Source organism: Pseudomonas pichavaramensis (assembly GCF_050473265.1).
In the GTDB taxonomy this organism is placed as follows: domain Bacteria; phylum Pseudomonadota; class Gammaproteobacteria; order Pseudomonadales; family Pseudomonadaceae; genus Aquipseudomonas.
Genome location: NZ_JBJKFJ010000005.1, coordinates 120,008 through 145,650, shown reverse-complemented (window position 1 = coordinate 145,650; position 25,643 = coordinate 120,008). Strand labels below are relative to the sequence as shown.

General features: G+C 61.8%; 23 protein-coding genes, 4 tRNA genes and 1 pseudogene. 4 read left to right on the top strand and 24 right to left on the bottom strand.

All coding sequences use genetic code 11. From position 1 onward, the window contains the following. Positions 1-28 precede the first annotated feature (28 nt). Positions 29-355 carry an Arc family DNA-binding protein gene (locus tag ACJRW5_RS10190; protein ID WP_037057131.1) on the top strand — a complete coding sequence of 109 codons (327 nt, stop codon included), beginning with the start codon at positions 29-31 and terminating at the stop codon, positions 353-355. Between the two features lie 64 nt (positions 356-419). On the opposite strand, the gene ACJRW5_RS10185 is transcribed toward ACJRW5_RS10190, so the two are convergent. The 4 genes from ACJRW5_RS10185 to ACJRW5_RS10170 form a co-directional block, all read right to left on the bottom strand. Continuing rightward, the gene (locus ACJRW5_RS10185) at positions 420-1,556 is read right to left on the bottom strand and encodes a sodium ion-translocating decarboxylase subunit beta (RefSeq protein WP_484570398.1); all 1,137 of its coding nucleotides are present in this window, start codon (positions 1,554-1,556) and stop codon (positions 420-422) included. Between the two features lie 10 nt (positions 1,557-1,566). Then, entirely contained in the window at positions 1,567-3,345 is a 1,779-nt protein-coding gene (gene oadA, locus ACJRW5_RS10180; protein ID WP_484570397.1) for a sodium-extruding oxaloacetate decarboxylase subunit alpha, read from the bottom strand. Positions 3,346-3,368: 23 nt separating this feature from the next. After that, complete coding sequence (locus ACJRW5_RS10175; protein WP_484570396.1) at positions 3,369-3,620, bottom strand: OadG family protein; 252 nt, start codon at positions 3,618-3,620, stop codon at positions 3,369-3,371. A gap of 201 nt (positions 3,621-3,821) precedes the next feature. Then, entirely contained in the window at positions 3,822-4,718 is an 897-nt protein-coding gene (locus ACJRW5_RS10170) for an AraC family transcriptional regulator (RefSeq protein WP_484570395.1), read from the bottom strand. Between the two features lie 222 nt (positions 4,719-4,940). On the opposite strand from ACJRW5_RS10170, the pseudogene ACJRW5_RS10165 reads away from it, so the two are divergent. After that, positions 4,941-5,036 (top strand): annotated as a pseudogene (locus ACJRW5_RS10165) (oxidoreductase); the annotation flags it as partial. Between the two features lie 13 nt (positions 5,037-5,049). Continuing rightward, positions 5,050-5,511, top strand: a complete 462-nt coding sequence (locus ACJRW5_RS10160) for a nuclear transport factor 2 family protein (protein ID WP_484570394.1) — start codon at positions 5,050-5,052, stop codon at positions 5,509-5,511. Between the two features lies 1 nt (position 5,512). On the opposite strand, the gene mgtE is transcribed toward ACJRW5_RS10160, so the two are convergent. Next, the gene (gene mgtE, locus ACJRW5_RS10155; RefSeq protein ID WP_484570393.1) at positions 5,513-6,955 is read right to left on the bottom strand and encodes a magnesium transporter; all 1,443 of its coding nucleotides are present in this window, start codon (positions 6,953-6,955) and stop codon (positions 5,513-5,515) included. Between the two features lie 321 nt (positions 6,956-7,276). On the opposite strand from mgtE, the gene ACJRW5_RS10150 reads away from it, so the two are divergent. Further along, complete coding sequence (locus ACJRW5_RS10150) at positions 7,277-7,765, top strand: DUF4124 domain-containing protein (RefSeq protein WP_484570392.1); 489 nt, start codon at positions 7,277-7,279, stop codon at positions 7,763-7,765. A gap of 44 nt (positions 7,766-7,809) precedes the next feature. Here ACJRW5_RS10150 and ACJRW5_RS10145 read toward each other — a convergent pair. The 19 genes from ACJRW5_RS10145 to ACJRW5_RS10055 all read right to left on the bottom strand — a co-directional run bounded on the left by ACJRW5_RS10145 (position 7,810) and on the right by ACJRW5_RS10055 (position 25,479). After that, positions 7,810-7,886: transfer RNA gene (locus ACJRW5_RS10145), tRNA-Arg, on the bottom strand. Positions 7,887-7,958: 72 nt separating this feature from the next. Beyond that, positions 7,959-8,035: transfer RNA gene (locus ACJRW5_RS10140), tRNA-Arg, on the bottom strand. Positions 8,036-8,106: 71 nt separating this feature from the next. Continuing rightward, positions 8,107-8,183, bottom strand: a tRNA-Arg gene (locus ACJRW5_RS10135). Positions 8,184-8,254: 71 nt separating this feature from the next. Next, positions 8,255-8,345, bottom strand: a tRNA-Ser gene (locus ACJRW5_RS10130). 61 nt (positions 8,346-8,406) lie between these two features. After that, positions 8,407-8,592: a carbon storage regulator CsrA gene (gene csrA / locus ACJRW5_RS10125; RefSeq protein WP_069517029.1), complete on the bottom strand. Its 186-nt coding sequence runs from the start codon at positions 8,590-8,592 to the stop codon at positions 8,407-8,409. A 189-nt stretch (positions 8,593-8,781) separates the two neighbouring features. After that, positions 8,782-10,020, bottom strand: a complete 1,239-nt coding sequence (locus ACJRW5_RS10120) for an aspartate kinase (protein ID WP_484570391.1) — start codon at positions 10,018-10,020, stop codon at positions 8,782-8,784. Positions 10,021-10,122: 102 nt separating this feature from the next. Continuing rightward, positions 10,123-12,747: an alanine--tRNA ligase gene (gene alaS, locus ACJRW5_RS10115; protein WP_484570390.1), complete on the bottom strand. Its 2,625-nt coding sequence runs from the start codon at positions 12,745-12,747 to the stop codon at positions 10,123-10,125. Between the two features lie 257 nt (positions 12,748-13,004). Next, the gene (gene ltaE, locus ACJRW5_RS10110) at positions 13,005-14,009 is read right to left on the bottom strand and encodes a low-specificity L-threonine aldolase (RefSeq protein WP_484570389.1); all 1,005 of its coding nucleotides are present in this window, start codon (positions 14,007-14,009) and stop codon (positions 13,005-13,007) included. A 193-nt stretch (positions 14,010-14,202) separates the two neighbouring features. Next, positions 14,203-15,216 carry a succinylglutamate desuccinylase gene (gene astE / locus ACJRW5_RS10105; RefSeq protein WP_484570388.1) on the bottom strand — a complete coding sequence of 338 codons (1,014 nt, stop codon included), beginning with the start codon at positions 15,214-15,216 and terminating at the stop codon, positions 14,203-14,205. A gap of 64 nt (positions 15,217-15,280) precedes the next feature. Beyond that, positions 15,281-15,556 (bottom strand): topoisomerase II, encoded by a 276-nt coding sequence (locus ACJRW5_RS10100; protein WP_484570387.1) that lies wholly within the window; start codon positions 15,554-15,556, stop codon positions 15,281-15,283. A 19-nt stretch (positions 15,557-15,575) separates the two neighbouring features. Next, complete coding sequence (gene astB / locus ACJRW5_RS10095) at positions 15,576-16,922, bottom strand: N-succinylarginine dihydrolase (protein ID WP_484570386.1); 1,347 nt, start codon at positions 16,920-16,922, stop codon at positions 15,576-15,578. Next, positions 16,922-18,385, bottom strand: a complete 1,464-nt coding sequence (gene astD, locus ACJRW5_RS10090) for a succinylglutamate-semialdehyde dehydrogenase (RefSeq protein WP_484570385.1) — start codon at positions 18,383-18,385, stop codon at positions 16,922-16,924. Before astD ends, astB begins: the two co-directional genes overlap by 1 nt. A gap of 64 nt (positions 18,386-18,449) precedes the next feature. After that, the gene (astA, locus tag ACJRW5_RS10085) at positions 18,450-19,466 is read right to left on the bottom strand and encodes an arginine N-succinyltransferase (protein ID WP_484570384.1); all 1,017 of its coding nucleotides are present in this window, start codon (positions 19,464-19,466) and stop codon (positions 18,450-18,452) included. A 75-nt stretch (positions 19,467-19,541) separates the two neighbouring features. Beyond that, positions 19,542-20,558, bottom strand: coding sequence for an arginine/ornithine succinyltransferase subunit alpha (gene aruF / locus ACJRW5_RS10080; RefSeq protein ID WP_484570383.1), 1,017 nt, complete (start codon positions 20,556-20,558; stop codon positions 19,542-19,544). Positions 20,559-20,675: 117 nt separating this feature from the next. After that, on the bottom strand, positions 20,676-21,896 hold the full coding sequence (locus ACJRW5_RS10075) for an aspartate aminotransferase family protein (protein ID WP_484570382.1): 1,221 nt from the start codon (positions 21,894-21,896) through the stop codon (positions 20,676-20,678). 371 nt (positions 21,897-22,267) lie between these two features. Continuing rightward, entirely contained in the window at positions 22,268-23,248 is a 981-nt protein-coding gene (gene argR, locus ACJRW5_RS10070; RefSeq protein ID WP_484570381.1) for a transcriptional regulator ArgR, read from the bottom strand. A 53-nt stretch (positions 23,249-23,301) separates the two neighbouring features. Further along, positions 23,302-24,066: an ABC transporter ATP-binding protein gene (locus tag ACJRW5_RS10065; protein ID WP_484570583.1), complete on the bottom strand. Its 765-nt coding sequence runs from the start codon at positions 24,064-24,066 to the stop codon at positions 23,302-23,304. Positions 24,067-24,094: 28 nt separating this feature from the next. Then, positions 24,095-24,793: an ABC transporter permease gene (locus ACJRW5_RS10060; RefSeq protein ID WP_484570380.1), complete on the bottom strand. Its 699-nt coding sequence runs from the start codon at positions 24,791-24,793 to the stop codon at positions 24,095-24,097. After that, the gene (locus tag ACJRW5_RS10055; protein ID WP_484570379.1) at positions 24,790-25,479 is read right to left on the bottom strand and encodes an ABC transporter permease; all 690 of its coding nucleotides are present in this window, start codon (positions 25,477-25,479) and stop codon (positions 24,790-24,792) included. Before ACJRW5_RS10055 ends, ACJRW5_RS10060 begins: the two co-directional genes overlap by 4 nt. Positions 25,480-25,643: the final 164 nt, after the last annotated feature.

The window sequence follows — 25,643 nt, the reverse complement described above, 5'->3', positions numbered from 1 at the left end:
TATCGCTCCCTGAACTAACCGGTAATGTATGCGCCCTATGAAACAGGCTACTTATTCCAGCCGCACGGCTGACAAATTCGTCGTTCGCTTGCCAGATGGCATGCGTGAGCGTATCGCTGACGTAGCACGCAACCATCACCGCAGCATGAACTCTGAAATCATCGCCCGCTTGGAGCAGAGCATGCTTCAGGAAGGCGCTCTGGATGAAGATCTCAGCCTGCGTCTCGACAGCCCCGAGCTCAGCCTGCATGAGCGTGAACTGCTGCAGCGTTTCCGCCAGCTGTCGCGCCGTCAGCAGAACGCCCTGGTCGCGCTGATCGCCCATGATGTGGAAATGGCCGCCGAAGAAGCCTGAGGCGAGCCCATTAAAAAACCGGCCTCGAGCCGGTTTTTTAATGCCTGCGAAATACTGCTCGCCGTCAGCCGACGAAGCTGAGCAATACCCCCGCCGCCACCGCCGAGCCGATCACCCCTGCCACGTTCGGGCCCATGGCGTGCATCAGCAGGAAGTTCTGCGGGTTGGACTCCAGCCCCACCTTGTTCGATACCCGCGCCGCCATTGGCACCGCAGATACCCCGGCCGAGCCGATCAGCGGGTTGACCTTGTTGCGGCTGAACAGATTCATCAGCTTGGCCATCAGCACACCAGCCGCGGTACCGGCGCAGAAGGCGACCATGCCCAGCAGCAGAATGCCCAGCGTCTTGAGCTGCAGGAAGGCTTCCGCCGACAGCTTGGAGCCCACGGTCAGGCCGAGGAAGATGGTGACGATATTGATCAGCGCATTACGTGAGGTATCGGCCAGGCGCTCGACCACACCGGACTCACGCAGCAGGTTGCCAAGGGCGAACATGCCGATTAGTGGCGCGGCGTCCGGCAGCAGCATGCCAATCAGAATGCACAGCACGATGGGGAAGATGATCTTCTCGGTCTGCCCCACCGGACGCAGCTGCTGCATGACGATCGAGCGCTCCTCCTTGGTGGTCAGCGCACGCATGATCGGCGGCTGCAGCAGCGGCACCAGAGCCATGTAGGCGTAAGCCGCTACGGCAATGGGACCGAGCAGGTCAGGTGCCAGCTTGGAGGTGACGAAGATCGAGGTCGGCCCATCCGCCCCGCCGATGATGGCGATGGACGCCGCCTCCTTGAGGGTGAACTCCATGCCCGGAATCCCCAGCGCCGTGATCGCCAGCGCGCCCATCAGGGTGCCGAAGATACCGAACTGCGCCGCGGCGCCGAGCAACAGGGTCTTGGGGTTGGCCAGCATCGGACCGAAGTCGGTCATGGCGCCAACGCCGAGGAAGATCAGCAGCGGGAAGATGCTGGTCGGCAGGCCCACTTCGTAGATCAGATGAAGAAAGCCGGCGCCCTCGGCCATGTTGGCCACCGGAATGTTCGACAGCAGCCCGCCGAAGCCGATGGGCACCAGCAATAGCGGTTCGAAGCCCTTCTTCACGGCCAGGTAGATCAGCAGCAGGCACACCGCGATCATGAAGGCCTGGCCAGGCTCCAGATGATACAGGCCGGTGCTCTGCCAGAGCTTGAGCAGCTTTTCCATGGCGCGCCCCTCAGCCGATGGTCAGCAGGCTGTCGCCCACCGCCACCGAGTCACCGACCTTGACGTTGACCGCTCCGACCGTGCCGGCCTTGAAGGCGCGGATCTCGGTTTCCATCTTCATCGCTTCGAGGATGATCACCAGTTGCCCCTCCTCCACGGCCTGGCCTGGCTGCACCAGCACCTTGAAGATGTTGCCGGCCAATGGCGCCGCCTGCGGCTCGCCAGCCCCCGCAGCCACCGGTGCTGCTGCCAGCGAGGCGTTCGACGCGCCACCAACGGGCTTGAGCCCCTCGATATCGCCACCCTCGTTGACCTGCACGACGAAAGACTTGCCGTTCACCTCGACGGTGTAGACCTCGGGCTTGCCCGGCTCGCGAGCCACGGTTTCCTTGCCGGTCGGTACCGGCTCGAAAGCGGCCGGGTTGCCACGATTCTCCAGGAACTTCAGGCCGATCTGCGGGAACAGAGCGTAGGTCAGCACGTCATCGATTGCATCGGCGGCGAGCTTGATGCCCTTCTCCTGAGCGATGCCCTTGAGTTCAGCGGTCAGCTTGTCCATCTCGGCGTCGAGCAGGTCGGCGGGACGACAGGTGATCGCCTCGGCGCCATCGAGCACACGCGCCTGTAGCTCGGCATTGAAGGCCGCCGGCGCCGCGCCGTACTCACCCTTGAGCACACCGGCGGTTTCCTTGGTGATCGACTTGTAGCGCTCGCCGGTCAGCACGTTGATCACCGCCTGAGTGCCGACGATCTGCGAGGTCGGCGTCACCAGCGGAATGAAACCGAGGTCTTCACGTACCCGTGGAATCTCCGCCAGCACTTGGTCGAACTTGTCTTGGGCGCCCTGCTCTTTCAGCTGGCTTTCCATGTTGGTGAGCATGCCACCTGGCACCTGGGCGACCAGGATGCGCGAGTCGACGCCCTTGAGGTTGCCCTCGAACTTCACGTATTTCTTGCGCACTTCGCGGAAGTAGGCCGCGATCTCTTCGAGCAGCTCCAGATCCAGGCCGGTGTCGCGCTCGGTGCCCTGGAACATCGCCACCACCGACTCGGTCGGCGAGTGGCCGTAGGTCATCGACAGCGAGGAAATCGCCGTGTCGACGTTGTCGATACCAGCCTCCACCGCCTTGAGGATGGCCACCGATGACAGTCCCGCCGTGGCGTGGCACTGCATGTGAATCGGGATCGCCAGGCTGCTCTTCAGGCGCGATACCAGCTCGAACGCGGTGTAGGGCGTTAGGATACCGGCCATGTCCTTGATCGCCACCGAGTCGGCGCCCATGTCCTCGATCTGCTTGGCCAGGTCGACCCACATCTGCAGGGTATGCACCGGACTGGTGGTGTAGGAGATGGTGCCCTGAGCATGCCGCCCCTGCTTCTTCACGGCCTTGAGGGCCGTTTCCAGGTTGCGCGGGTCGTTCATCGCATCGAAAACGCGGAACACGTCGACGCCATTGACCGCCGCGCGCTCGACGAACTTCTCCACCACATCATCGGCATAGTGCCGGTAGCCCAGCAGGTTCTGCCCTCGCAGCAGCATCTGCTGGCGCGTATTGGGCATCGCCTTCTTCAGCTCGCGGATGCGCTCCCAGGGGTCTTCGCCGAGGTAACGAATGCAGGCGTCGAAGGTCGCGCCGCCCCAGGACTCCACCGACCAAAAGCCGACCTGATCGAGCTTGGGCGCGATCGGCAGCATGTCTTCAAGACGCACGCGGGTCGCCAGGATCGACTGATGGGCGTCACGCAGCACCACATCGGTAATGCCGAGTGCTTGTTTTACGGCTGTCATACAGGTACTCCCTCTGAACCTGATCAACCGCGACGCGCGCGGTGCTGGGCAATGGCGGATTGAATGGCGGCCAGCGTCTGCGCATCCGGCTCGTGGCTAGCCAGTTTGGCAGTGGCTACCGCAGCTGGAGCGACTGCAGCGGGCGCTGCAAAGACGCCGATCACGCGTGACATCAGGCTGACCACGCCAACCAGCAGTACCAGAAAGGCAAACACGAAGCCCATGCCGAACAGCATGAGCTCGACACCCTCGAGAAGAAGTTCACTGGGGGTCATCTTGGCTCCTTTTGGCCAGCAGCTCATCGGCTGCATTCATTATCGATTAGGAGCGTCCGGGGTCAGCGCCCGGACAAAACTGCCGAACCTTAGCCTGAAACGAGCGTTTGAGGCAAACCTCCAGCGGGCCCGAGAGGCCTGATATGTAGTGTTTTTCTCACATGTGCTACCAAAGGACGAGAAGCGCTCTGCGCCAGGGGATCAGGCCCGCTCCTGCGAGCGGGTATCGACAGCGGGCGCCAGTGCCAGAAGCGTCTTGAAATGCCGGGCCTCATCGCCAGGCGTACGCCCGAACAGGCGCTTGAACTCACGACTGAATTGCGACGGGCTCTCATAGCCAACCCGATGCGCAGCACCGACCGCGCTCATGCCGGTGCGGATCATCAGCAAACGTGCCTGGTGCAGGCGAATGGCTTTCAGATACTGCAACGGCGAGCGACTGGTCATGGCCTTGAAGTGCACATGGAAGGCCGGCACGCTCATGCTAGCGGTTTCGGCCAGAGACGGGACATCGAGCGATTGCGAATAGTCGCGATGTATACGCTGCAGCACACGTGCGATGCGTCCGAAATGGCTGTTCTGCGCCAAGGTCGCGCGCAGGCCGGCGCCCTGCTCACCCTGCAGCGCGCGAACGACTATCTCACGCTTAATCGACGGCCCCAGCAGGCGCACCTCGTCAGGATCAGCCAGCGCCTCCAGCAAGCGCAACGTTGCATCACTCAAACACGCATCCATCGGGCTGGAATAAAGCGTTGCCGGCGTAGCGGCTGGTGGCTCGTCAAGCTCCATCACCAGCTCGGCAAGCAGCAACGGATTGACCCGCAGCACCACACCCAGCATGGGCTGCTCGGCGCTGGCCTCGGTTTCGATAGAAAACGGCAAGGGCAGCGCCAGAACCAGATAGTGCTGCGCATCGTAGATATAAAGATTGCCGTCGTGCAGCCCGCGCTTGCGCCCCTGAATCACGATCACGATGCTCGGCTCATACAACGCAGGGGTCACCGGTAGCGGTCGGTTGGAACGCATGAAGGTGATCCCGTCCAACTGCGCCGCCGTGTAGCCCTCTTCAGGCGCAAGACGCAGCATCAACTCGACCATACGTTGCTTCGTATTCTCGGTTCCCTGGTCCATCACTCGGATGCCGATTCAAGGTAAAGACCACGACATTGTAGGGAGCGGTCAATAGAAACAGGCAATAACCAAAAAGTAACGAGACTTAGCAGCCGCACTCCCCCCTACCTAGCATGAAGGCTCCACAACGTAATGGAGACCAACATGAGCAAAGTCATCCTCATTACCGGCGCCAGTAGCGGCATCGGTGAGGCCATCGCCCGAGCAGTGGCCTTTGCCATAGAACAGCCCAGCGATGTGGACGTCAGCGAACTCATCGTACGCCCCACAGCCAGCCCGTACTGATCAGGAGCCGGACATGAAAACACACTACTATCTGCTGGCCTTTTCAATCGGCTGCCTGCTGAGCCTGACCACCCGAGCGGACGAAGCCAGCCAACAGAACCTCGCACTGATCGAGCAAGCCTTCGACGACTGGCGCGCCGGTCAAGGCGGCATATTCGATCTGCTCGCGGAGAGTGCGGTGTGGGTAGTAGTGGGCAGCAGCCCGTACTCTGGCACCTACCACTCTCGCGAACGCTTCATGGAAGACGCCGTCAAACCCATCACTGCCAGGCTGGCAACGCCCATCGTGCCGACGGTCCGTCAGATCGTGGCACAGGGGCCACTTGTCGTCGTTCACTGGGATGGCGTCGCCACCGCTAAAGACGGCAGTCTCTACGAGAACAGCTACTCCTGGCACATGCAGCTGGAAGACGGCCGTATCACCAAGGTCACGGCCTTTCTCGATACCTGGCGGCTGGTCGAACTGATGAACTGAACTACATCAGGAAAATCGACGCCAACCCCAGGAAGATGAAGAAACCACCGCTGTCGGTCATGGCGGTAATCATCACGCTGGCCCCCATGGCCGGGTCACGCCCCATGCGTGCCAGCGTCATGGGGATCAGCACGCCCATCAGCGCCGCCAGCAACAGGTTGAGGGTCATCGCGGTGGTCATCACCACACCCAGCGACCAGCTGCCATACAGGTAGTAGGCGACGCCACCGATCACACCACCCCAGAGAATGCCGTTGATCAGGGATACGCCCAGTTCCTTGCGTACCAGACGCGCCGTATTGCCGGTACTGACCTGATCCAGCGCCATGGCACGGACGATCATGGTGATGGTCTGGTTGCCGGAGTTACCGCCGATACCGGCCACGATGGGCATCAGCGCTGCCAGCGCCACCAGCTTCTCGATGGAACCTTCGAACAAGCCGATCACCCGCGAGGCCAGGAACGCGGTCACCAGGTTGATTGCCAGCCAGGCCCAGCGGTTGCGTACCGACTTCCATACCGAGGCGAAGATATCTTCTTCTTCGCGCAGACCGGCCATGTTCAGCACTTCGCTTTCGCTTTCCTCACGGATCAGGTCGACCATCTCGTCGATAGTCAGACGGCCGATCAGCTTGCCGTTCTTGTCGACCACGGGCGCAGAAATCAAATCGTAGCGCTCGAAGGCCTGGGCGGCGTCATAGCCGTCCTCGTCCGGATGGAAACTCACCGGATCATCGGCCATGACCTCGCCGACCTGCTTTTCCGGATCGTTGACCAGCAGGCGCTTGATCGGCAGCACACCCTTGAGCACACCGTCGTAGTCGACCACGAACAGCTTGTCGGTATGGCCAGGCAGCTCTTTCAAGCGGCGCAGGTAGCGCAACACCACTTCCAGGCTGACGTCCTCGCGGATGGTGACCATCTCGAAGTCCATCAGCGCGCCGACCTGATCCTCTTCGTAGGACAGTGCCGAACGCACGCGCTCGCGCTGCTGAGCATCGAGCGACTCCATGAGCTCATGGACAACGTCTCGTGGCAGTTCAGGGGCCAGGTCGGCGAGCTCGTCGGCGTCCAGATCCTTGGCCGCTGCGAGAATCTCGTGATCGTCCATATCGGCGATCAGGGTTTCTCGTACCGCGTCGGATACTTCCAGCAGGATGTCGCCGTCGCGCTCAGCCTTGACCAGTTGCCAGACAGTCAAACGGTCTTCCAGCGGCAGGGCTTCGAGGATGTGGGCGATATCGGCGGGGTGCACATCTTCGAGCTTGCGCTGCAGCTCGACGAGATTCTGACGATGTACCAGGCTCTCGACCCGATCTTGATGCTGGCCTTCCTGACGATGGGTCAGGTCTTCGACCAGCTTGTGCCGATGCAACAGCTCAACCACCTGGGCCAGGCGGTCCTGCAGGCTCTCTTGCGGCTTTTTGGCTTCTACTTCAGTCATAGCGCGCTCCACCCCCAGCTGGCGGGCACACCAAAGGGGATCAATCAGGTCTTACACGATTGTTCGAGGGGAGTATTGAGTAACTACTGGGTAAGTCCATGGTGGTATTCCACAAGCCCCGGCGGGGCTGACACGGCAAATGATAACACCGCGAAACTACTTTGTACGTGACAAAAGCGCGGCAAGAACAATTGCTTGCATCGCAAACTTCGATCCCGGCTGAAACATGGCTATGCGACGCCAGCTATCCAGCCCAGGACACCCTGGCAAACAGGAAAAAACGATCTAAGCTGATCAGGCAAACGTCACGGAGGACGACTCATGCGAGGATTGCACTTCGTAGCCTTATGCGCTGCCATTTTGTTTCACCCTATTCAAGACAGCTCAGCCGCCAGCGTGTTCCGCTGTGAGGACGCCAACGGCCATGTCACCTTCACTCGCCACGGCTGCGCGACCGATCAGAAACAGCACATGCAGGACGCACGCAATCACACCCCCAGCAGCGGCAAGGCGATCCCCCTGGCAGACCCCTCACGCTATTCCGGCACGGCTAAAAAAGACTCAAGGGAGGTGGTGACGGTCGGTCAGCAGGATGATGGCTGCGGCAACCTGCTGAGCAGCAGTGACAAGCGCCAGGCAATCATCCGCCGGGAAATTCGCCTTGGCATGAGCCGTGCCGATGTGGAAAACAGCCTGGGCAAGCCGGACAGGATCAGCCGCCAGAATGGCAGCCAGCGCTATTACTACGACGACAAACGCGGCAAGCGCCAACAGATCAACTTCGACGAAGCGGGTTGCGTGAAGAAATGACGCACAAAGAAAAAGGGCCTGCATCGCTGCAGGCCCTTTTGGTATGGCGGACTCAGGAGGATTCGAACCTCCGACCGCTCGGTTCGTAGCCGAGTACTCTATCCAGCTGAGCTATGAGTCCACTTTGGCGCTTTTAGACCAGATCACCGCTGGTTGAAACAAAATGGCTTGCAGCGATGCAAGCCATTGAATATGGCGGACTCAGGAGGATTCGAACCTCCGACCGCTCGGTTCGTAGCCGAGTACTCTATCCAGCTGAGCTATGAGTCCGTTTGGCGCTTTTAGACCAGATCACCGCTGGTTGAAACAAAATGGCCTGCAGCGATGCAAGCCATTCAATATGGCGGACTCAGGAGGATTCGAACCTCCGACCGCTCGGTTCGTAGCCGAGTACTCTATCCAGCTGAGCTATGAGTCCGGTCGGTGCTTTTATACCAGATCACCTCTGGTTGATTCGCCAGCCCGACTTGCGCCCGACCCGCTGAATAATGGCGGAGAAGGGGGGATTCGAACCCCCGACACCCTTTTGAGGTGTACTCCCTTAGCAGGGGAGCGCCTTCGGCCACTCGGCCACCTCTCCGCAACACGGGGCGCATGATAAACATGTTTTCCCCGTTTGCAAACAAAAATTTGTAGAAAAATTAGTGGCTTGGTTCGTCACCCTTCTCTTTCTGGATGCGCTGGTAGATTTCCTCACGGTGCACGGCAACCTCTTTGGGCGCATTGACGCCAATGCGCACCTGGTTACCTTTCACGCCCAACACGGTGACAGTCACTTCATCACCTACCATCAGGGTCTCTCCGACCCGGCGAGTCAGAATCAGCATTCCTTTCTCCTCACGGATTACATTTTCAGGACAACAGTCTGCAAAAAAGAAAATGGTGCCAGCTTCCTGCTTGATGAGCCTGGAAACCTCCACCCAAGTATTGACCAGCCCGCGCAGAAAGAAAGTTCCCGCATAGCAGTCAAAAAAACGAAAGGCGCGGAACCAGCCGCGCCTTTCGGATCATCTGCGTTACTCGCCCTGTCGGGCCGGCGCATCGAGTTCGAAAGCCGTGTGCAGCGCACGCACCGCCAGCTCCAGGTACTTCTCCTCGATCACCACGGAGACCTTGATCTCGGAAGTGGAAATCATCTGAATGTTGATGGTTTCCTTGGCCAGGGCCTCGAACATGCGGCTGGCGACGCCCGCATGGGAGCGCATACCGACACCGACGATGGATACCTTGGCAATGTTGGTGTCGCCAACCACTTCACGTGCACCCAGCTCGTCTGCAGTTTTCTGCAGCACGTTGAGCGCGTTGTTGTAGTCGTTGCGATGCACGGTGAAGGTGAAATCGGTGGTGTTATCGTGCGCCACGTTCTGCACGATCATGTCGACTTCGATATTGGCAGCGCTGATCGGGCCAAGAATCTTGAAGGCCACGCCCGGCAGATCCGGCACGCCACGGATGGTCAGCTTGGCTTCGTCGCGGTTGAAGGCGATGCCGGAAATGATCGGCTGTTCCATGGATTCCTCTTCATCAAGGGTAATGAGGGTGCCCGGCCCCTCCTGGAAGCTGTGCAGGACGCGCAGCGGGACGTTGTACTTACCGGCGAACTCCACCGAACGAATCTGCAGCACCTTGGAACCGAGGCTGGCCATTTCCAGCATCTCTTCGAAGGTGATTTTCTCCAGGCGCTGAGCCTTGGGCACCACGCGCGGGTCGGTCGTGTAGACACCATCGACGTCAGTGTAGATCTGGCACTCGTCAGCCTTCAGCGCCGCAGCCAGGGCCACACCAGTGGTGTCGGAGCCGCCACGGCCGAGTGTGGTGATGCTGCCCTGCTCGTCGACGCCCTGGAAACCGGCGACGACGACGACACGACCAGACTTGAGGTCGGCGCGAATCTTCTGGTCATCGATCTGCAGAATGCGCGCCTTGTTATAAGCGCTATCGGTGAGGATACGCACCTGGCTGCCGGTGTAGGACACCGCCGGCACGCCGCGCTTGATCAGCGCCATGGCCAGCAGGGCAATGGTCACCTGCTCACCGGTGGATACCATGACATCCAGCTCGCGCGAAACCGGCTCGCCATCGGTGATCTGTTTGGCCAGATCGATCAGGCGGTTGGTTTCACCACTCATGGCGGAAACCACGACGACGATGTCGTCCCCGTTCTCGCGGAATTTCTTCACCTTCTCGGCCACCTGCTGAATACGTTCAACAGTGCCGACGGAGGTGCCACCAAACTTCTGTACGATCAAAGCCATTTCAAAAAGCCGCCTGAATCCTCGAAGGGCGCCCATTAAACCCGCATCGGGTCACACTGCCAAGGCCCGCCGGACGCACTGCAGGCCTTGTTTTCATGCTACTTACAGACCTTGCTCGGCGAAGGTGCTGGCCAAGGCCAGTGCTTCATCCAGCTTGCCCGCATCGACGCCGCCACCCTGGGCCATATCCGGGCGACCACCACCCTTGCCACCGACCACGGCAGCGGCCTGACGCATCAGGTCACCGGCCTTGAGCTTGCCGGTCAGATCCTGAGTCACACCGGCAACCAGCACCACCTTGTCGTCGAGCACACCGCCGAGCAGGATCACCGCGCTGCCCAGCTTGTTCTTCAGCTGGTCGACCAGCGCCAGCAGGCCCTTGCCGTCCAGACCGTCGACACGCGCGGCGAGCACCTGAGCACCCTTGACCGCAACGGCAGCCGCAGCCAGGTCGTTACCGGCAGCACTGGCGGCCTTGGCCTTGAGTTGCTCCAGCTCTTTTTCCAGCTGACGGTTGCGCTCGATCAGCGCCGACAGTTTTTCCAGCACATTGTCGCGGTTGCCCTTGACCAGGCTCGCGGCTTCTTTCAGCTGTTCCTCGGCACCATTGAGGTAGGCCATGGCTGCAGAGCCCGTGACCGCTTCGATACGGCGCACGCCAGCGGCCACACCGCCCTCGCTGACGATCTTGAACAGGCCGATGTCGCCGGTGCGCGCTACGTGGGTACCACCGCACAGCTCGACGGAGAAATCGCCACCCATGCTCAGCACGCGCACCTGATCGCCATACTTCTCGCCGAACAACGCAGTGGCGCCCTTGGCCTTGGCGGTCTCGATGTCGGTGATTTCGGTTTCCACCGCCGAGTTCTCACGCACCACACGGTTGACGATGTCTTCGATCTGCTTGAGCTGCTCCGGCTTGATCGCCTCGAAGTGGCTGAAGTCGAAACGCAGGCGCTGGCTGTTGACCAGCGAGCCCTTCTGCTGCACGTGGTCGCCGAGCACGATGCGCAGGGCTTCGTGCAGCAGGTGCGTTGCCGAGTGGTTCAGCGCAGTAGCCTGACGCACCTCGGCCTCGACCTCGGCCTTGACGCTGGTGCCGACATTCAGGCCGCCACGCACCACCACACCGTGGTGCAGGAAAGCGCCGCCAGCCTTGGTGGTGTCACGCACGTCGAAGCGCACACCGGCACCTTCGAGGAAGCCGCAGTCACCAACCTGGCCGCCGGATTCGGCGTAGAACGGAGTCTGATCCAGCACCACCACGCCCTCCTCGCCTTCGGCGAGGCTGTCGACGGCAGCGCCCGCCTTGAACAGGGCGATGATCTGGCCGCTGCCGCTGGTGCCTTCGTAACCGAGGAAGTGGGTGTCGGCGTCAACCTTGACCACGGCGTTGTAATCCATGCCGAAGGCGCTGGCAGAACGGGCGCGCTCGCGCTGCGCTTCCATCTCGCGCTCGAAGCCTTCTTCGTCCACCGACAGCTCGCGCTCACGGGCGATATCGGCGGTCAGGTCGACCGGGAAGCCGTAGGTGTCGTACAGCTTGAACACCACGTCGCCGGGAATGACGTTGCCTTTCAGCTCGATCAGGTCCTGCTCGAGGATCTTCAGGCCCTGCTCCAGGGTCTTGGCGAACTGCTCTTCTTCGGTCTTCAGCACGCGCTCGATGTGCGCCTGCTGTTGCTTGAGTTCAGGGAAGGCTTCGCCCATCTCGGCCACCAGGGCGGCGACGATCTGGTAGAAGAAGCTGCCCTTGGCACCCAGCTTGTTGCCGTGACGGCAAGCGCGGCGAATGATGCGGCGCAGCACGTAGCCGCGACCTTCGTTGGACGGCGTCACGCCGTCGGCAATCAGGAAGCTGCAGGAGCGGATGTGGTCCGCCACCACTTTCAGCGATGCCTCACCTGCGTTGGCGCAGCCGATGGCCTTGGCCGAGGCCGCCAGCAGGTTCTGGAACAGGTCGATCTCGTAGTTCGAGTTGACGTGCTGCAGCACTGCACTGATGCGCTCCAGGCCCATGCCGGTGTCCACGCTCGGCGCCGGCAGCGGGTGCAGCACGCCGTCCGCAGTACGGTTGAACTGCATGAAGACGTTGTTCCAGATCTCGATGTAGCGGTCACCATCTTCTTCCGGCGAGCCAGGCGGGCCGCCCCAGATGTGCTCGCCGTGGTCGAAGAAGATCTCGGTGCACGGGCCGCACGGGCCGGTATCGCCCATCGCCCAGAAGTTGTCGGAAGCGTACGGCGCGCCCTTGTTGTCGCCGATGCGGATCATCCGCTCGGTGGGGACGCCGACTTCCTTGGTCCAGATGTCATAGGCCTCGTCGTCGGTGGCGTAGACGGTGACCCAGAGTTTTTCCTTGGGCAGCTTCAGCCATTTGTCGCCAGTGAGAAACTCCCAGGCGTAGTGAATGGCATCACGCTTGAAGTAGTCGCCGAAGCTGAAGTTACCCAGCATTTCGAAGAAGGTGTGGTGACGCGCGGTGTAACCGACGTTTTCCAAGTCGTTGTGCTTGCCGCCGGCGCGCACGCACTTCTGGCTGGTGGTGGCGCGGGTGTAGGCGCGCTTTTCCAGGCCGAGGAAGCAGTCCTTGAACTGGTTCATGCCGGCGTTGGTGAACAGCAGGGTCGGGTCGTTCGCCGGAATCAGCGAGCTGGAAGCGACACGGGTGTGTCCCTTTTCTTCGAAGAAGCTCAGGAAGGCTTCACGGATTTCTGCGCTTTTCATAGGGGTCATCCACGGAATCAGGCGGCCACGGCAAAGCCGGCGAAACAGACAAACTGAGAACGTCGCGAGCGAAGGTCAGCTGGCTGAGAAAGCGCAGTTTACCGGTGGTAAACAGGCATTCTGTGCCGGTATCTAACACAGCATGACCGAGCGCTGCAGTTGTCACTGCAGTCTGCAAAGGGACGCATTATATCGGCCCTATCGCCCGCGGCTAGTGCCTTGTTGATAGCCGACAGCTATGAGCTGTCGGCATCCTGTCAATGGGCGCGAAACGCGGCGAACGCCTCAATCACTCGCTCGACACCTTCGGAACCGACATCCAGGTGCGTGACCAGACGCAAACGTGGTGCCGCACTGACGACAATACGGCGCTCGGCCATGAAGGCCTTGACCTTGCTGGCTCGCTCGCCGAGCTGCACATAAACCATATTGGTCTGCACCGGCTCGACGCTGTAGCCCAGTTCACTCAGCGCTGCGCCCAGGCGTGCTGCCTTGGCATGATCCTCCGACAGACGCTCGACCTGATGCTGGAGCGCGTAAAGCCCCGCTGCCGCCAGCACTCCGGCCTGGCGCATGCCGCCGCCGACCATCTTGCGCAGACGCCGCGCCTTGGCGATCAGAGCCGAACTGCCACAGAGCACCGAGCCGACCGGCGCACCGAGGCCCTTGGACAGGCACACCGACACCGAGTCGAAGTGCCGGGTGATCTCACGTGCAGGCACACCCAGCTTGACCGCGGCGTTGTACAGGCGGGCGCCGTCCAGATGCAGGCTCAGTCCATGCCGACGGGTGAACTCACGGGCCGCTGCCAGATAGTCAAGCGGCAGCACCTTGCCCTGCATGGTGTTTTCCAGCGCCAGCAGACGGGTGCGAGCGAAATGGAAGTCATCCTGCTTGATCGCCGCCTCGACCCTAGCCAGATCCAGCGAGCCATCGGCTTCACCCTCGATCGGCTGTGGCTGGATGGAACCAAGCACGGCCGCTCCGCCGCCCTCATACTTGTAGGTGTGCGCCTGCTGGCCAACGATGTACTCGTCACCGCGCTCGCAGTGCGCCATCAGACCCAGCAGATTGCTCATGGTGCCGGTGGGTACGAACAGCGCGGCCTCAAAACCCAGCTCGTTGGCCAGCCAGCTCTCCAGACGGTTGACCGTGGGATCTTCGCCATACACGTCGTCGCCCAGCTCGGCAGCCATCATGGCCTCGCGCATGGCCGCAGTGGGTTGGGTGACGGTGTCGCTACGCAGGTCGATCAGGGGCATGACAGGCTTTCCCGATTATTGGCGAAAGCGCCATGCTAAGGAGGTCGCGGAGGGGGCCACAAGATACAGTTGACACAAAATCCGGCAGAACGGCGGGCTAGGCGGGCAAACCACCTGTCATTGCTGACAAGTGTCTGGTGGCGTATCGCGGCTGAAGCCGCTCCTGCGAGATGCAGCCTGGATGAAATCCGGGCTACGCCAGACCGGCGCCGTCGTCCGGGACGATCAGGATAGCGGCGCGCAAGCCGTTCTTGACCTTGGGGTTGGGGAATATGATGCGCGCACCCCGCTCCTCCACCAGCCAGCGGGTGTCGGCGATATCCTCGGCGAGCAGATAGCCAGGCTCCAGCTCGGTGAAGTTCTCGATATCCGCAGGCAGGTGCAGCAGGAAGCTGTCGCTGTGCTTGATGATCTCGCGCGATACGGCGAACAACTGCAAGCCATCCAGCGTCGGCTCGCCGGTGATGACCTCACGCCCTTCGATGAGCGCCTGCAGGGCATTTTCCAGCAGATCGAGGTTGGCCAGCTCGTTTTGCCCGAATGCACGCGCCTTGCCCAGCTCCAGGGTGAACGCCTCGGCGCCGAGCTGGGCATAGGTATAGGCGCTGAAGGTGATCGACGACTTGTTCTGCAGCAGCACCGCCTCGATCCCGGCAGCTCGCAGACGCTCCAGTTCGCGCCGCGAATGAGCACGCCCCTCCTGCCAGGGATACAGGGCGAACTGTTCGATCTTCGAGTCGCGAATCGCGGTGTGCAGGTCATAATGCAGGCGCGTGCGGCCAGTGTCCTTGCCGAAGAAGGTGGCGGCCAGGTGCTCGAGGTCACAAGCGCGGATGGCCTCGAAGCCACTGGATTGCTCGTGGCGACCACTGAACAGGCGGTTGATGTCCTGCTCGACGAAACGCTCACCACGGCGCATGGCCTCAGGGTTGCCGAACAGGAACAGGATACGTGCTGCCGGACGCAGCTCGTTGCGCGCAATGCCGCGCAACAAACGATCGAGCATTTCGATCGGGGCGGTCTCGTTGCCGTGAATGCCGGCCGATAACAGCAGGTCCAGACCGTTGTCACGCGCAGCCGGTGGGGTCACTTCCAGCGCGCCTTCATCCAGCCAGCGCAGTCGCGTGCCATCGGGCGTCAGTTGAATCTTCGCCGACGGCTCATGGCCGGCCAGGGTCAGTTCAAGCAGCTTGCCGAGGACCAGCATGACAACTCCTTGCTAAACAGCATGTTTGCCGGTGCAGGCAGCGCGCCCCGGCAAGGCTCAACGATCAGTGGTTGCAGTCAGGACCGTGGACGTGATCATCGTCCTGCTCCACCGGCTCCATCTCCAGCTGCAGGCTGACCAGATTGGTGGCCTGCGGACGCAGCAACAGGTTGGCGTATTCGCTGTCCCCTTCCGCCACATCGACACCGATCAGCAACTGATCGCCAACGGCCTGTACCCAGACCTCCTTGCCTTGCCAGATCACGGCAAAACGAGTGCAGGACGTCTCCAGCTGGGTACCGTCGTTATCTTCGAGAATCAGTTGCAGGGCGTCGCTCATAAAATCTCCGGAATTAAGATCAGTTCAATTGAAAAGGATAGACCGAGCCCAGTTTAAGGATCTGCGTCAGTTCATCCAATGCCGTACGACTTTCGCTCAGCAATTGCGGGTCAGCCAGATCGGCCTCGCCGAGACGATCGCGATAGTGCTTGTCGACCCAAGCCACCAGCGTGTCGTGCAATGCATGACTCATCACCACACCCGGATTGACCGCCGCCAGCTCCTGCTCGTTGAGCGCCACGCGCAAGCGTAGGCAGGCCGGGCCACCGCCGTTCTGCATGCTCTGCTTGAGGTCGAACACACGCACCTCTCGAATCGGACCGCCACTGGCAGTGAGTTGTTCGAGGTAGCGCCACACGCTGGCGTTGTTGCGGCACTCCTCCGGTACCACCAGCAGCATGCTGCCATCGGCACGGGTCAGCAGTTGGCTGTTGAACAGATAAGAGCGCACCGCATCCTGCACGCTCACCGCAGAGCCCGGCACGCAAACGGCCTGGAAGTGGCCGCCCCGGCGCGCCAGCTTGTCACTCAGCTCGGCCAGCACCTTGTCGGTATCAAGGAAGGCATCCTGGTGATAGAACAGCACCTCGCCATTGCCAACAGCGATCACGTCGTTGTGAAACACGCCCTGATCGATCACCGCCGGGTTCTGCTGGGCGTAGACCACGCCCGCGTCGCTCAGGCCATGCAGTCGCGCAACCGCCTGACTGGCTTCAAGGGTCTGCCGCGCCGGGTAACGCGCAGGCGCCGGGTAGCGGGTGTCGAAGGCGCTGCGACCGTAGACGAAGAACTCCACACCGGCATCGCCGTAGCCTTTGCAAAAGCGCGTGTGATTGGCCGCGCCCTCGTCACCGAACTGCGCCACCGCCGGCAACGCCGGGTGATGGGCGAAGTGCGCCTGGTTGGCGAACATCGCCTGCAGCACGCGACTGGTGGTCGGGTGTTCGATACTGCGATGGAACTTGCAGTTGAGGTTGGCCGCGGTGAAATGCACGCGGCCGTCGGCCGTGTCGGCGCTGGGGCTGACGGTGCAGGAGTTGGCCGTCCACATGCTCGATGCCGAGCAACTGGCGACCAGCAGCGGCATGGCCTCGCGCGCCGCACGGGCAATGACCTCGACATCGCTGCCGGTAAAGCCCAGACGACGCAAGGCACCGACATCCGGACGCTCCTGCGGGGCCAGCACGCCCTGCTTGAAGCCCATGTCCATCAGCGCCTTCATTTTGGCCAGCCCCTGCTTGGCAGCCTCTCTGGGGCTCGACATCACCTGGCTGTTGCTCTGCGAAGCGACGTTGCCGTAGGACAAACCACCGTAGTTGTGCGTTGGCCCGACCAAACCGTCAAAGTTCATCTCATAGGCGGACATCACAGGGTCACTCCCGGGGTCAGGGTCGCAGGCAGGGCCAGGCTGTCGCTTTCCAGCGAGGCCACCGGGTAAGCGCAGTAATCCGCTGCGTAGTAGGCGCTGGCGCGATGGTTGCCGGAGGCACCGATGCCCCCGAACGGCGCACTGCTGGCAGCACCGGTGAGCTGCTTGTTCCAGTTGACGATGCCGGCGCGGCTATGCAGCCAGAATTGCTCGTAGCGCGCCCGCGAGTCGGAGAGCAGGCCGGCAGCCAGGCCGAAAGCCGTGGCATTGGCTTCAGTGATCGCCGCCTCGAAGCTGTCGTAGCGGATCACCTGCAACAACGGGCCGAAAAACTCCTCGTCGGGCCGTTCACGCACTGCGCTGACATCGAGGATGCCTGGGGTCAGCAAGGCAGCGCCGGGCTGCGGCTGGGTCATTTCCAGCAGCGCCGTGGCACCGCCCGCCAACAGATTGTGCTGCGCCTGCAGCAACTGCGCGGCGGCATGCAGGGAGATCACCGAGCCCATGAACGGAGCCGGCTGCTCGTCGTAACGACCAACCCTGATCTGCCTGGCAACCTGTACCAGACGTGCCAGCAGGGCGTCGCCCCACTCTCCCTGCGGCACCAGCAGACGCCGCGCACAGGTGCAGCGCTGCCCGGCACTGATGAATGCGGATTGGACGATGGCATAGACGGCCGCATCGACATCGGCCACCTGATCGACGATCAACGGGTTGTTGCCACCCATTTCCAGGGCCAGGATCTTGTCTGGACGCCCGGCGAACTGGGCGTGCAGCAGATTGCCGGTGCGGCTGGAACCCGTGAAGAACAGGCCATCGATACCGGGATGTGCGGCCAGGGCAACGCCGGTTTCACGCCCACCCTGCAGCAGGTTGAGCACACCCTCGGGTAGCCCGGCCTCAATCCAGCATTGCACGGTCAGCTCGGCCACCTTGGGCGTCAGCTCGCTGGGTTTGAACAGCACGCAGTTACCGGCCAGCAGCGCCGGCACGATATGACCGTTGGGTAAGTGGCCCGGGAAATTGTAGGGACCGAACACCGCCACTACACCATGCGGCTTGTGCCTCAGCACAGCCGTGGCATCGGCCAGCGGCCCGCTCTTCTCGCCCGTGCGTTCGCGGTAGCTCTGGATGGAAATGGCGACCTTGCCGACCATGCTGTTCACTTCGGTGGCGGCTTCCCACAGCGGCTTGCCGGTCTCTTCACCAATCGCGCGCGCCACTTCGTCGGCACGCGATTTCAGGCAGGCAGCGAAACGCTCCAGCACGGCGATACGCCCGTCCAGCGAGTGCGCGGCCCACAGCGAAAATGCACCACGTGCGGCATGGATAGCGGCATCGACCTGCGCGGCCGAGGCGCCCTGCCCCTGCCATACGACGGCCTGGCTGACCGGGTCGAGCGACTGCAGCGGCTCGCCCTGACCTGGCTGCCACTGACCTGCGATGTAATGAGTGTTCATATTGTTCTACCACTCCCAGCATTCAGCGATGCCCTGCCAGCAGGGCATCACGCAAAACAAGAACTCAGCCGTGCGCAGCCAGCGGCACCGCGCGCACCTGATCGCCAGCTGACAGGCGCAGGCGTTTGGCCGTCTGCGGGGCGACCACCAGGGTGCCGGCCGCCAGCCGCGCCGGTGCGGCGGTGATACGGCAGTCCTGGCGCTTGCGGTTGTGCACCAGGAAAGGCTCGGCGTCGTCACCTGGCGTGCCGATGGCCAACACCAGGTTCTGGCTGTCGCGTATGGCGCGAATCTTCCCGGTTTCGGCTTCGATGGCCGGCCCGGCGTCGAAGATGTCGACATAGCCCTGATAGCTGAAACCCTCGGCCTTGAGCATGGCCAGCGCCGGCTCGGTGTCCGGGTGCACGCGACCGATCACGGAGCGTGCATCCTCGGAGAGGAAACAGGTATAGAGCGGGAACTTGGGCATCAGCTCGGCGATGAAGGCCTTGTTGCCCACACCGGTAAGGTAGTCCGCCTGGCAGAACTCCATCTTGAAGAAATGCCGCCCCAGACTTTCCCAGAATGGCGAACGCCCACGCTCGTCGGACATGCCGCGCATTTCGGCGATCACCTTGTCACCGAACAGTTCACGAAACTCGGCGATGAACAGAAAGCGCGCCTTCGACAGCAACCGCCCGTTGAAACCACTGCGGTGATCGGCATGCAGGAACAGCGAGCACAACTCGGAATTGCCGGTCAGGTCGTTGGCCATGAACAGGGTCGGGACCTGACGGTGGATGTTCAGCTCCTGCGAGGCGCTGACGGTCAGGCCGACGCGGTAGTTGTACCAGGGCTCACGCAGACCCACCGCCCCCGCTACGGCAGAAATGCCCACCACCTTGCCGGCATCGTCTTCGAGCACGAACAGGTAGTCGGCATCGGCACGCTCGGCCTCACCACGGAAGGTCTTCTCCGCCCAGCCAACCCGATGGGCCAGACGCGCCTCATTGGCTGGCAGCGTGGTCAGACCTGCGCCGGTGCTGCGCGCCAGGTCGATCAGCGCCGGCAAGTCGGCACTGCGCACGGGACGAACGATCATTGGATCCTCCGGATCAGCTATTCGCTTCAAGCAGCAAGCTAAAAGTTAGAAGACAAGCTGGCTTGCCACTTCGATTCAAACCGCGACCAGCCTGACGCTGGCGCCCTCACCGACACTCAGCACCTCGGCCGCCTCGCTGCTCAGCACCACGGGCTTGCCCGGCACCCAGTCGAGGTCCACGACGATGGCGCGGAAATCCTGCAACTGGCCGTTGCTCACCAGGTACTGCCGGCCACCGCTCTCGGCCTCGCCGATCGTCACCGGCACCAGGCGACTCTGGGCGATGCTGCGAATGCCCGAGGTGCGCGCGTGAAGGGTCGGGCCACCGTCGAAGATGTCGATGTAGTGATCGGTTTCGAAGCCTTCGCGCATGAGAATGTCGAAGGTGATCTGCGCGCGCGGATGCACTTGCCCCATGGCTTCCTGCGCCTCATCCGAGAGCAGCGGCACGTAGATGGGGTAATGCGGCATCAGTTCGGCGAGGAAGGTACGGCTCTTCAGCCCACACAGGCGTTCGGCCTCGGCGTAGCTCATGTCGAAGAAGTTGCGCCCCAGCGCTTCCCAGAACGGCGAATCACCCTTCTCGTCACTGAGCCCGACGATCTCCACCACTACCGCATCGGCGAAGCGCTCGGGGTGAGTGGCCATGAACAGCAGGCGGGCGCGCGAGTTGAGTTCGGCGAAAACGCTGCCGACCAGCGGGCGCTCGACATAGAAGCTGGTGAGCAGGCTGTTGCCGGTCAGGTCGTGACACAGCGACAGCACGTGGATCTTGTTGTGGATCTTCAGCTCGCGCGAGTTGTGCACGAAGGTTTCGTTACGAAAGCTGTAGAACGGCTCGGAATAACCAGCCGAGGCGACAATGCCGGAGCAGCCGACCAGACGCCCGCTCTTGGTGTCTTCCAGCACGAAGAAGTAGCGTTCCTCGCCGTTGAAACTGACCTCGGCAGCGAAAGACGCCTCCGACACCGCGATCTTGTCGCCCAGACGACCCGCATCGTCCGGCAATGAAGTGACCCCCACCGGGCTGTCAGCAGCCAGTCGCTGTACATCCGCCAGGTCCGCCATCTGCGCAGGGCGCATCACCAGCATGGGTCACTCCTTCTAAATACGGAAGCTGCAAGATTCATAGCCAGCGTGGGAGGCGCTTTAGCAGCGATGCGGCAATTGTCGCGGCTGAAGCCCCTCCCACAGACAGTCAGCAAGGACTCAGGCTGCCGTCAACTTGCTCAGCGCGCGCTCGAAACGCGCCAGGCCTTCTTCGATATCGGCGTCATCGACCACCAGGCTCGGTGCGAAACGCACCACGTCGGGACCGGCCTGCAGAATCATCAGCCCCTCGGCGGTGGCAGCATCGAGCACCTGCTTGGCCTTGCCCTGCCACTGCGCGTTGAGCACACAACCGAGCAACAGGCCCATGCCACGCACCTGCTCGAACAGGCCGAACTGCTTGCCCAACGCCTCAAGACGGCTCTTGAACTGCTCGCTCTTGGCCTTGACGCCATCCAGGGTCTGACGGGTGTTGACGATGTCCAGTACCGCCTCACCCACCGCACAGGCCAGCGGGTTGCCGCCATAGGTGGTGCCATGAGTGCCGGGCGAGAAGTGCTTGGCCAGCTCGGTGGTGGTGAGCATCGCCGCGATGGGGAAACCGCCACCCAGGCTCTTGGCGCTGGAGAGGATGTCCGGCACCACACCGTAATTCATGTAGGCGAACAGCTCGCCGGTACGGCCCATGCCGCTCTGCACTTCATCGAACACCAGCAGGGCGTTGTGCGCATCGCACAGCGCACGGGCGCCTTCCAGGTAGGCCTGGTCCGCCGGCAGTACGCCGCCCTCGCCCTGGATCGGTTCCAGCACCACGGCGCAGGTCTTGTCGGAAATGGCCGTTTTCAGCGCTTCCAGATCGTTGTACGGAACATGCGTGATGCCCTGGATCTTCGGCCCGAAACCATCGGAGTACTTCGGCTGCCCGCCTACGCTGACGGTGAACAGGGTGCGGCCGTGGAAGCTGTTGGTGGCAGCGATGATCTCGTACTTTTCCGCACCGAAGCGGTCATGCGCGACGCGCCGGGCCAGCTTGAATGCCGCCTCGTTGGCCTCGGCGCCGGAGTTGCAGAAGAACACGCGCTCGGCGAAGGTCGCCTCGACCAGTTTTTTGCCCAGGCGCAAGGTCGGCTCGTTGGTGAATACGTTGGAGATGTGCCAAAGGGTGTTGGCCTGCTCGGTCAGCGCGGCAACCAGCGCCGGGTGGCAGTGGCCGAGCACGTTGACGGCGATACCACCGGCGAAGTCGATCAGCTCTCGACCGCTCTGATCCCATACTCGCGAACCCAGGCCGCGAACCGGAACGAAGGCAGCAGGGGCGTAGTTGGGAACCATGAACTGGTCGAAATCGGCGCGTTGCACCGCATCGTGCTGAACGGACATCAAAGCTCTCCTGATGAGAAATCCAGTCATTGGCGGGCAGCAAAGCGCCCGAAACGACAGGGAATGCAAGGATTGTAGGGACTGAATCGGGGTCGGCATTGTCGCCATGCGACAACTTCTTACAGCGCTACCCCAGGTTTTCCGCGGGTTGTCGCCCAAGCGACAGAAAGCGTCGGAAAGGCGCAGTGTAATCGCAGATCACACGCCTGGAGCACGCCGCAGGAAAAAAACTCCGCCGACTGACCGACTGGTATCGAAACGCCCCTAATGCGAAGCCCGGATGGAATCCGGGCCGGCGCCAGATCCCCGGATTTCATCCGGGCTACCGTCTGCGCATACCCCAGGAATGACTTCAGCTGCTAAAGCGCCAATCAGCCGCGCTCGACCGGTGTGGAAGTCAGCTCGAAGGGGCTGTTGCTGCGCCGTTGATTACGGTCGTCACGCGGCGTGGCGCCGAAGAAGTTGCGGTAGGCGCTGGAGAAGTGCGGTCCGGAAGAGAAGCCGCAGGACAGACCGATCTGGATGATCGATTTGCTGGTCTGCATCAGCAGCTGGCGCGCCTTGTTCAGGCGCAGCTCCAGGTAATACTGGCTGGGTACGCGGTTGAGGTACTGCTTGAAGATGCGCTCGAGCTGACGGCGCGACACGCACACGTGCTGGGCGATTTCGTCGGTGGTCAGCGGCTCCTCGATATTGGCTTCCATCAGCAGCACCGCCTGAGTCAGCTTCGGATGACTGGAGCCGAGGCGGTTCTGCAGCGGAATGCGCTGGCGCTCGCCACCTTCGCGAATGCGTTCGACCACCAGTTCCTCGCTCACTGCGCCCGCCAGCTCGGCACCGTGATCACGCGCCAGTACAGCCAGCAACAGGTCGAGTACCGCCAGGCCGCCGCACGCGGTTAAACGGTCACGATCCCAGTCGAACAGATGGCTGGTGGCGATGACCTTGGGGAAGCGCTCGGCAAAGTCATCCTGCCAGCGCCAGTGCACTGCCGCGCGGTAACCGTCGAGTAAACCCAGCTGCGCCAGCGGATAGACCCCGGCGGACAGACCACCAATCACGCAACCAGCACGCACTTGCTGCTTGAGCGCCGCAGCCAGACCGGCAGATACCTGCGCCGGCGGTGCATCAGCGAGCAGAAACAGCTTGTCCAACCCCTCCAGATGTCCGGCCCAGGGCTCCCCCGGCAGGCGCCAGTCACCGGCCACCAGCGGCTCGGCCTGGAGGAAGACCAGTTCATACAGCACTTCCGGATGCACCCGCTGGGCAACACGCAGGGCTTCTTCAGCCAGGGACAGGGTCAGGGCCTTGGTGCCGGGCCAGTATAGAAAGCCGATTCGATGGGGAGTCATTAGTGTCTATTCAGTGGTTCCACGCACCAGTCAGTGCGCAGTCTAGCTTCTTCTTATTTGAGACTGCCGGAAAGGAACTGCTTGAGGCGCTCGGATTGCGGATTGGCCAGCACGTCCTTCGGGCAACCACGCTCTTCCACCAGCCCCTTGTGCAGGAACACCAGCTGGTTCGACACCTCGCGGGCAAAGCCCATCTCGTGAGTCACTACCACCATGGTACGCCCTTCGGTCGCCAGGTCCTGCATCACCTTGAGCACTTCGCCAACCAGTTCCGGATCGAGCGCCGAGGTCGGCTCGTCGAACAGCATCACCTCCGGCTCCATGGCCAAGGCACGGGCAATGGCCACGCGCTGCTGCTCGCCGCCACTCATATGCGCGGGGTAAGCATCCTTGCGGTGCGCCACACCGACCTTGGCCAGGTAGTGCTCGGCCTTGTCACGGGCCTCGGCCTTGCTCACGCCAAGTACGTGCACCGGTGCCTCCATCACGTTCTCCAGGGCGCTCATGTGCGACCACAGGTTGAAGTGTTGGAACACCATGGCCAGACGCGAACGCATGCGCTGCAGCTGCTTGGCATCGGCCGCACGCAGCGAACCGTCCTTGGCCGGCACCAGCTTCAGCTCCTCGTTGTTGAGCAGAATCCTGCCGGCATGCGGCTGCTCCAGCAGGTTCAGACAGCGCAGGAAGGTGCTCTTGCCCGAGCCGCTGGAGCCGATGATGCTGATCACATCGCCCGCCTTGGCCGCCATCGACACGCCCTTGATCACCTCATGGCTGCCGTAACGCTTGTGCAGGTCCTGAACTTCGAGTTTGTACATGTTCGGGTTCTCTTGAATCGTCATGGCCTCAGCCCTTGCGCGGTGCCATATAGGCCAGCCAGCGGCGCTCGGCCAGCTTGAACAGGCGCACCAGAATGAAGGTCAGCGCCAAGTAGAACAGGCCGGCAGTGATGAAGGCTTCGAACGGCATGTAGTACTGCGAACTGACCGTACGCGCGGCGCCGGTGATGTCGATCAGCGTGACGATCGACGCCAGCGAGGTGGTATGCAGCATCATGATCACTTCATTGCTGTACTGCGGCAGCGCACGGCGCAATGCCGAAGGCAGCAGAATGCGCCGATACAGTTTGCTGCGCGACATGCCCATGGCCTTGGCCGCCTCGATCTCGCCGGGCGGCGTGGCCTTGAGGCTGCCAGCAAGGATTTCCGCAGTGTAGGCACTGGTATTGATGGCGAAGGCCAGGCAGGCGCAGAAGGTGGCGCTGGAGAAATACGGCCAGAGAAAGCTGTCACGGATGAACTCGAACTGGGCCAGGCCGTAGTAGATCAGAAACAGCTGCACCAGCATCGGCGTGCCGCGAATCACGTAGGTATAGAGCCAGGCTGGGAAGTTGATCCACTGCGACTTCGATACCCGCATCAGTGCCAGCGGAACCGCCAGGCTCAAACCAAACGCCAGGGAAATCAGCAGCAGCTTTAGGGTCACCAGCACGCCGCTCCAGTACAGCGGCAGGTTATCCAAGATCATCTGGTAGTCGAAAATCATAGGTCAGCCACCTTGGTGCCCACCGAATAACGCTTCTCGAGGAAGCGCAGGGCCAGCAGGGAAACGCTGGTCAGCACCAGATAAAGCCCCGCCACCGCGAGATAGAAGGTGAAAGGCTCACGCGTGGCATCGGCGGCGCTCTTGGCTTTGAACATCATGTCCTGCAGACCGACCACGGAGATCAACGCAGTGGCCTTGGTCAGCACCAGCCAGTTGTTGGTAAAGCCGGGAATGGCGAAGCGGATCATCTGCGGCACGAGGATGCGAAAGAACACCTGCACCCCGCTCATGCCATAGGCCGCGCCCGCCTCGGCCTGCCCCTTGGGAATGGCCATGAAGGCGCCACGGAAGGTTTCCGACAGGTAAGCGCCGAAAATGAACCCCATGGTGAAGACACCGGCAACGAAAGGATTGATGTCGATGTAATCGTCATAACCAAGCATCGGCGCGATACGGTTCACCATGTCCTGGCCGCCGTAGAAGATCAGCAGAATCAGCACCAGATCGGGAATACCGCGAATCACTGTGGCGTAGGTATCGCCCAGCATCGCCAACCAGCGAATCGGCGACAGGCGAAAAGCCGCACCGAGCAGACCGAGAAAGATCGCCACTGCCATCGACGTCAGCGCCAGAAGCAGTGTGAGCCAGGCGCCATCAAGAATGGTCGAGCCGTAGCCTTGGAGCATGCGCCAATACCTCGCGGGCACCCTGATGGCGCCGTATAGCACAAAGGAAATTCATGTCACTCGGGCGGCAGACCGCAGCTTGATAGCCGGCAACACCGCTCCGTCGGAAAAGCAAAAAGTGGCACAACCTCCGCAAAGGTTAGTGCCACTTTTTCTCTCTGCGC

What these genes read in the sequence shown, in the direction of transcription:
- ACJRW5_RS10190 (WP_037057131.1), top strand. Translation starts at nt 29, where the DNA reads ATGCGCCCTATGAAACAGGCTACTTATTCCAGCCGCACGGCTGACAAA.
- ACJRW5_RS10185 (WP_484570398.1), bottom strand. Translation starts at nt 1,556, where the DNA reads ATGGAAAAGCTGCTCAAGCTCTGGCAGAGCACCGGCCTGTATCATCTG.
- oadA (WP_484570397.1), bottom strand. Translation starts at nt 3,345, where the DNA reads ATGACAGCCGTAAAACAAGCACTCGGCATTACCGATGTGGTGCTGCGT.
- ACJRW5_RS10175 (WP_484570396.1), bottom strand. Translation starts at nt 3,620, where the DNA reads ATGACCCCCAGTGAACTTCTTCTCGAGGGTGTCGAGCTCATGCTGTTC.
- ACJRW5_RS10170 (WP_484570395.1), bottom strand. Translation starts at nt 4,718, where the DNA reads ATGGTCGAGTTGATGCTGCGTCTTGCGCCTGAAGAGGGCTACACGGCG.
- ACJRW5_RS10160 (WP_484570394.1), top strand. Translation starts at nt 5,050, where the DNA reads ATGAAAACACACTACTATCTGCTGGCCTTTTCAATCGGCTGCCTGCTG.
- mgtE (WP_484570393.1), bottom strand. Translation starts at nt 6,955, where the DNA reads ATGACTGAAGTAGAAGCCAAAAAGCCGCAAGAGAGCCTGCAGGACCGC.
- ACJRW5_RS10150 (WP_484570392.1), top strand. Translation starts at nt 7,277, where the DNA reads ATGCGAGGATTGCACTTCGTAGCCTTATGCGCTGCCATTTTGTTTCAC.
- csrA (WP_069517029.1), bottom strand. Translation starts at nt 8,592, where the DNA reads ATGCTGATTCTGACTCGCCGGGTCGGAGAGACCCTGATGGTAGGTGAT.
- ACJRW5_RS10120 (WP_484570391.1), bottom strand. Translation starts at nt 10,020, where the DNA reads ATGGCTTTGATCGTACAGAAGTTTGGTGGCACCTCCGTCGGCACTGTT.
- alaS (WP_484570390.1), bottom strand. Translation starts at nt 12,747, where the DNA reads ATGAAAAGCGCAGAAATCCGTGAAGCCTTCCTGAGCTTCTTCGAAGAA.
- ltaE (WP_484570389.1), bottom strand. Translation starts at nt 14,009, where the DNA reads ATGCCCCTGATCGACCTGCGTAGCGACACCGTCACCCAACCCACTGCG.
- astE (WP_484570388.1), bottom strand. Translation starts at nt 15,216, where the DNA reads ATGCTGGTCCTCGGCAAGCTGCTTGAACTGACCCTGGCCGGCCATGAG.
- ACJRW5_RS10100 (WP_484570387.1), bottom strand. Translation starts at nt 15,556, where the DNA reads ATGAGCGACGCCCTGCAACTGATTCTCGAAGATAACGACGGTACCCAG.
- astB (WP_484570386.1), bottom strand. Translation starts at nt 16,922, where the DNA reads ATGTCCGCCTATGAGATGAACTTTGACGGTTTGGTCGGGCCAACGCAC.
- astD (WP_484570385.1), bottom strand. Translation starts at nt 18,385, where the DNA reads ATGAACACTCATTACATCGCAGGTCAGTGGCAGCCAGGTCAGGGCGAG.
- astA (WP_484570384.1), bottom strand. Translation starts at nt 19,466, where the DNA reads ATGATCGTTCGTCCCGTGCGCAGTGCCGACTTGCCGGCGCTGATCGAC.
- aruF (WP_484570383.1), bottom strand. Translation starts at nt 20,558, where the DNA reads ATGCTGGTGATGCGCCCTGCGCAGATGGCGGACCTGGCGGATGTACAG.
- ACJRW5_RS10075 (WP_484570382.1), bottom strand. Translation starts at nt 21,896, where the DNA reads ATGTCCGTTCAGCACGATGCGGTGCAACGCGCCGATTTCGACCAGTTC.
- argR (WP_484570381.1), bottom strand. Translation starts at nt 23,248, where the DNA reads ATGACTCCCCATCGAATCGGCTTTCTATACTGGCCCGGCACCAAGGCC.
- ACJRW5_RS10065 (WP_484570583.1), bottom strand. Translation starts at nt 24,066, where the DNA reads ATGTACAAACTCGAAGTTCAGGACCTGCACAAGCGTTACGGCAGCCAT.
- ACJRW5_RS10060 (WP_484570380.1), bottom strand. Translation starts at nt 24,793, where the DNA reads ATGATTTTCGACTACCAGATGATCTTGGATAACCTGCCGCTGTACTGG.
- ACJRW5_RS10055 (WP_484570379.1), bottom strand. Translation starts at nt 25,479, where the DNA reads ATGCTCCAAGGCTACGGCTCGACCATTCTTGATGGCGCCTGGCTCACA.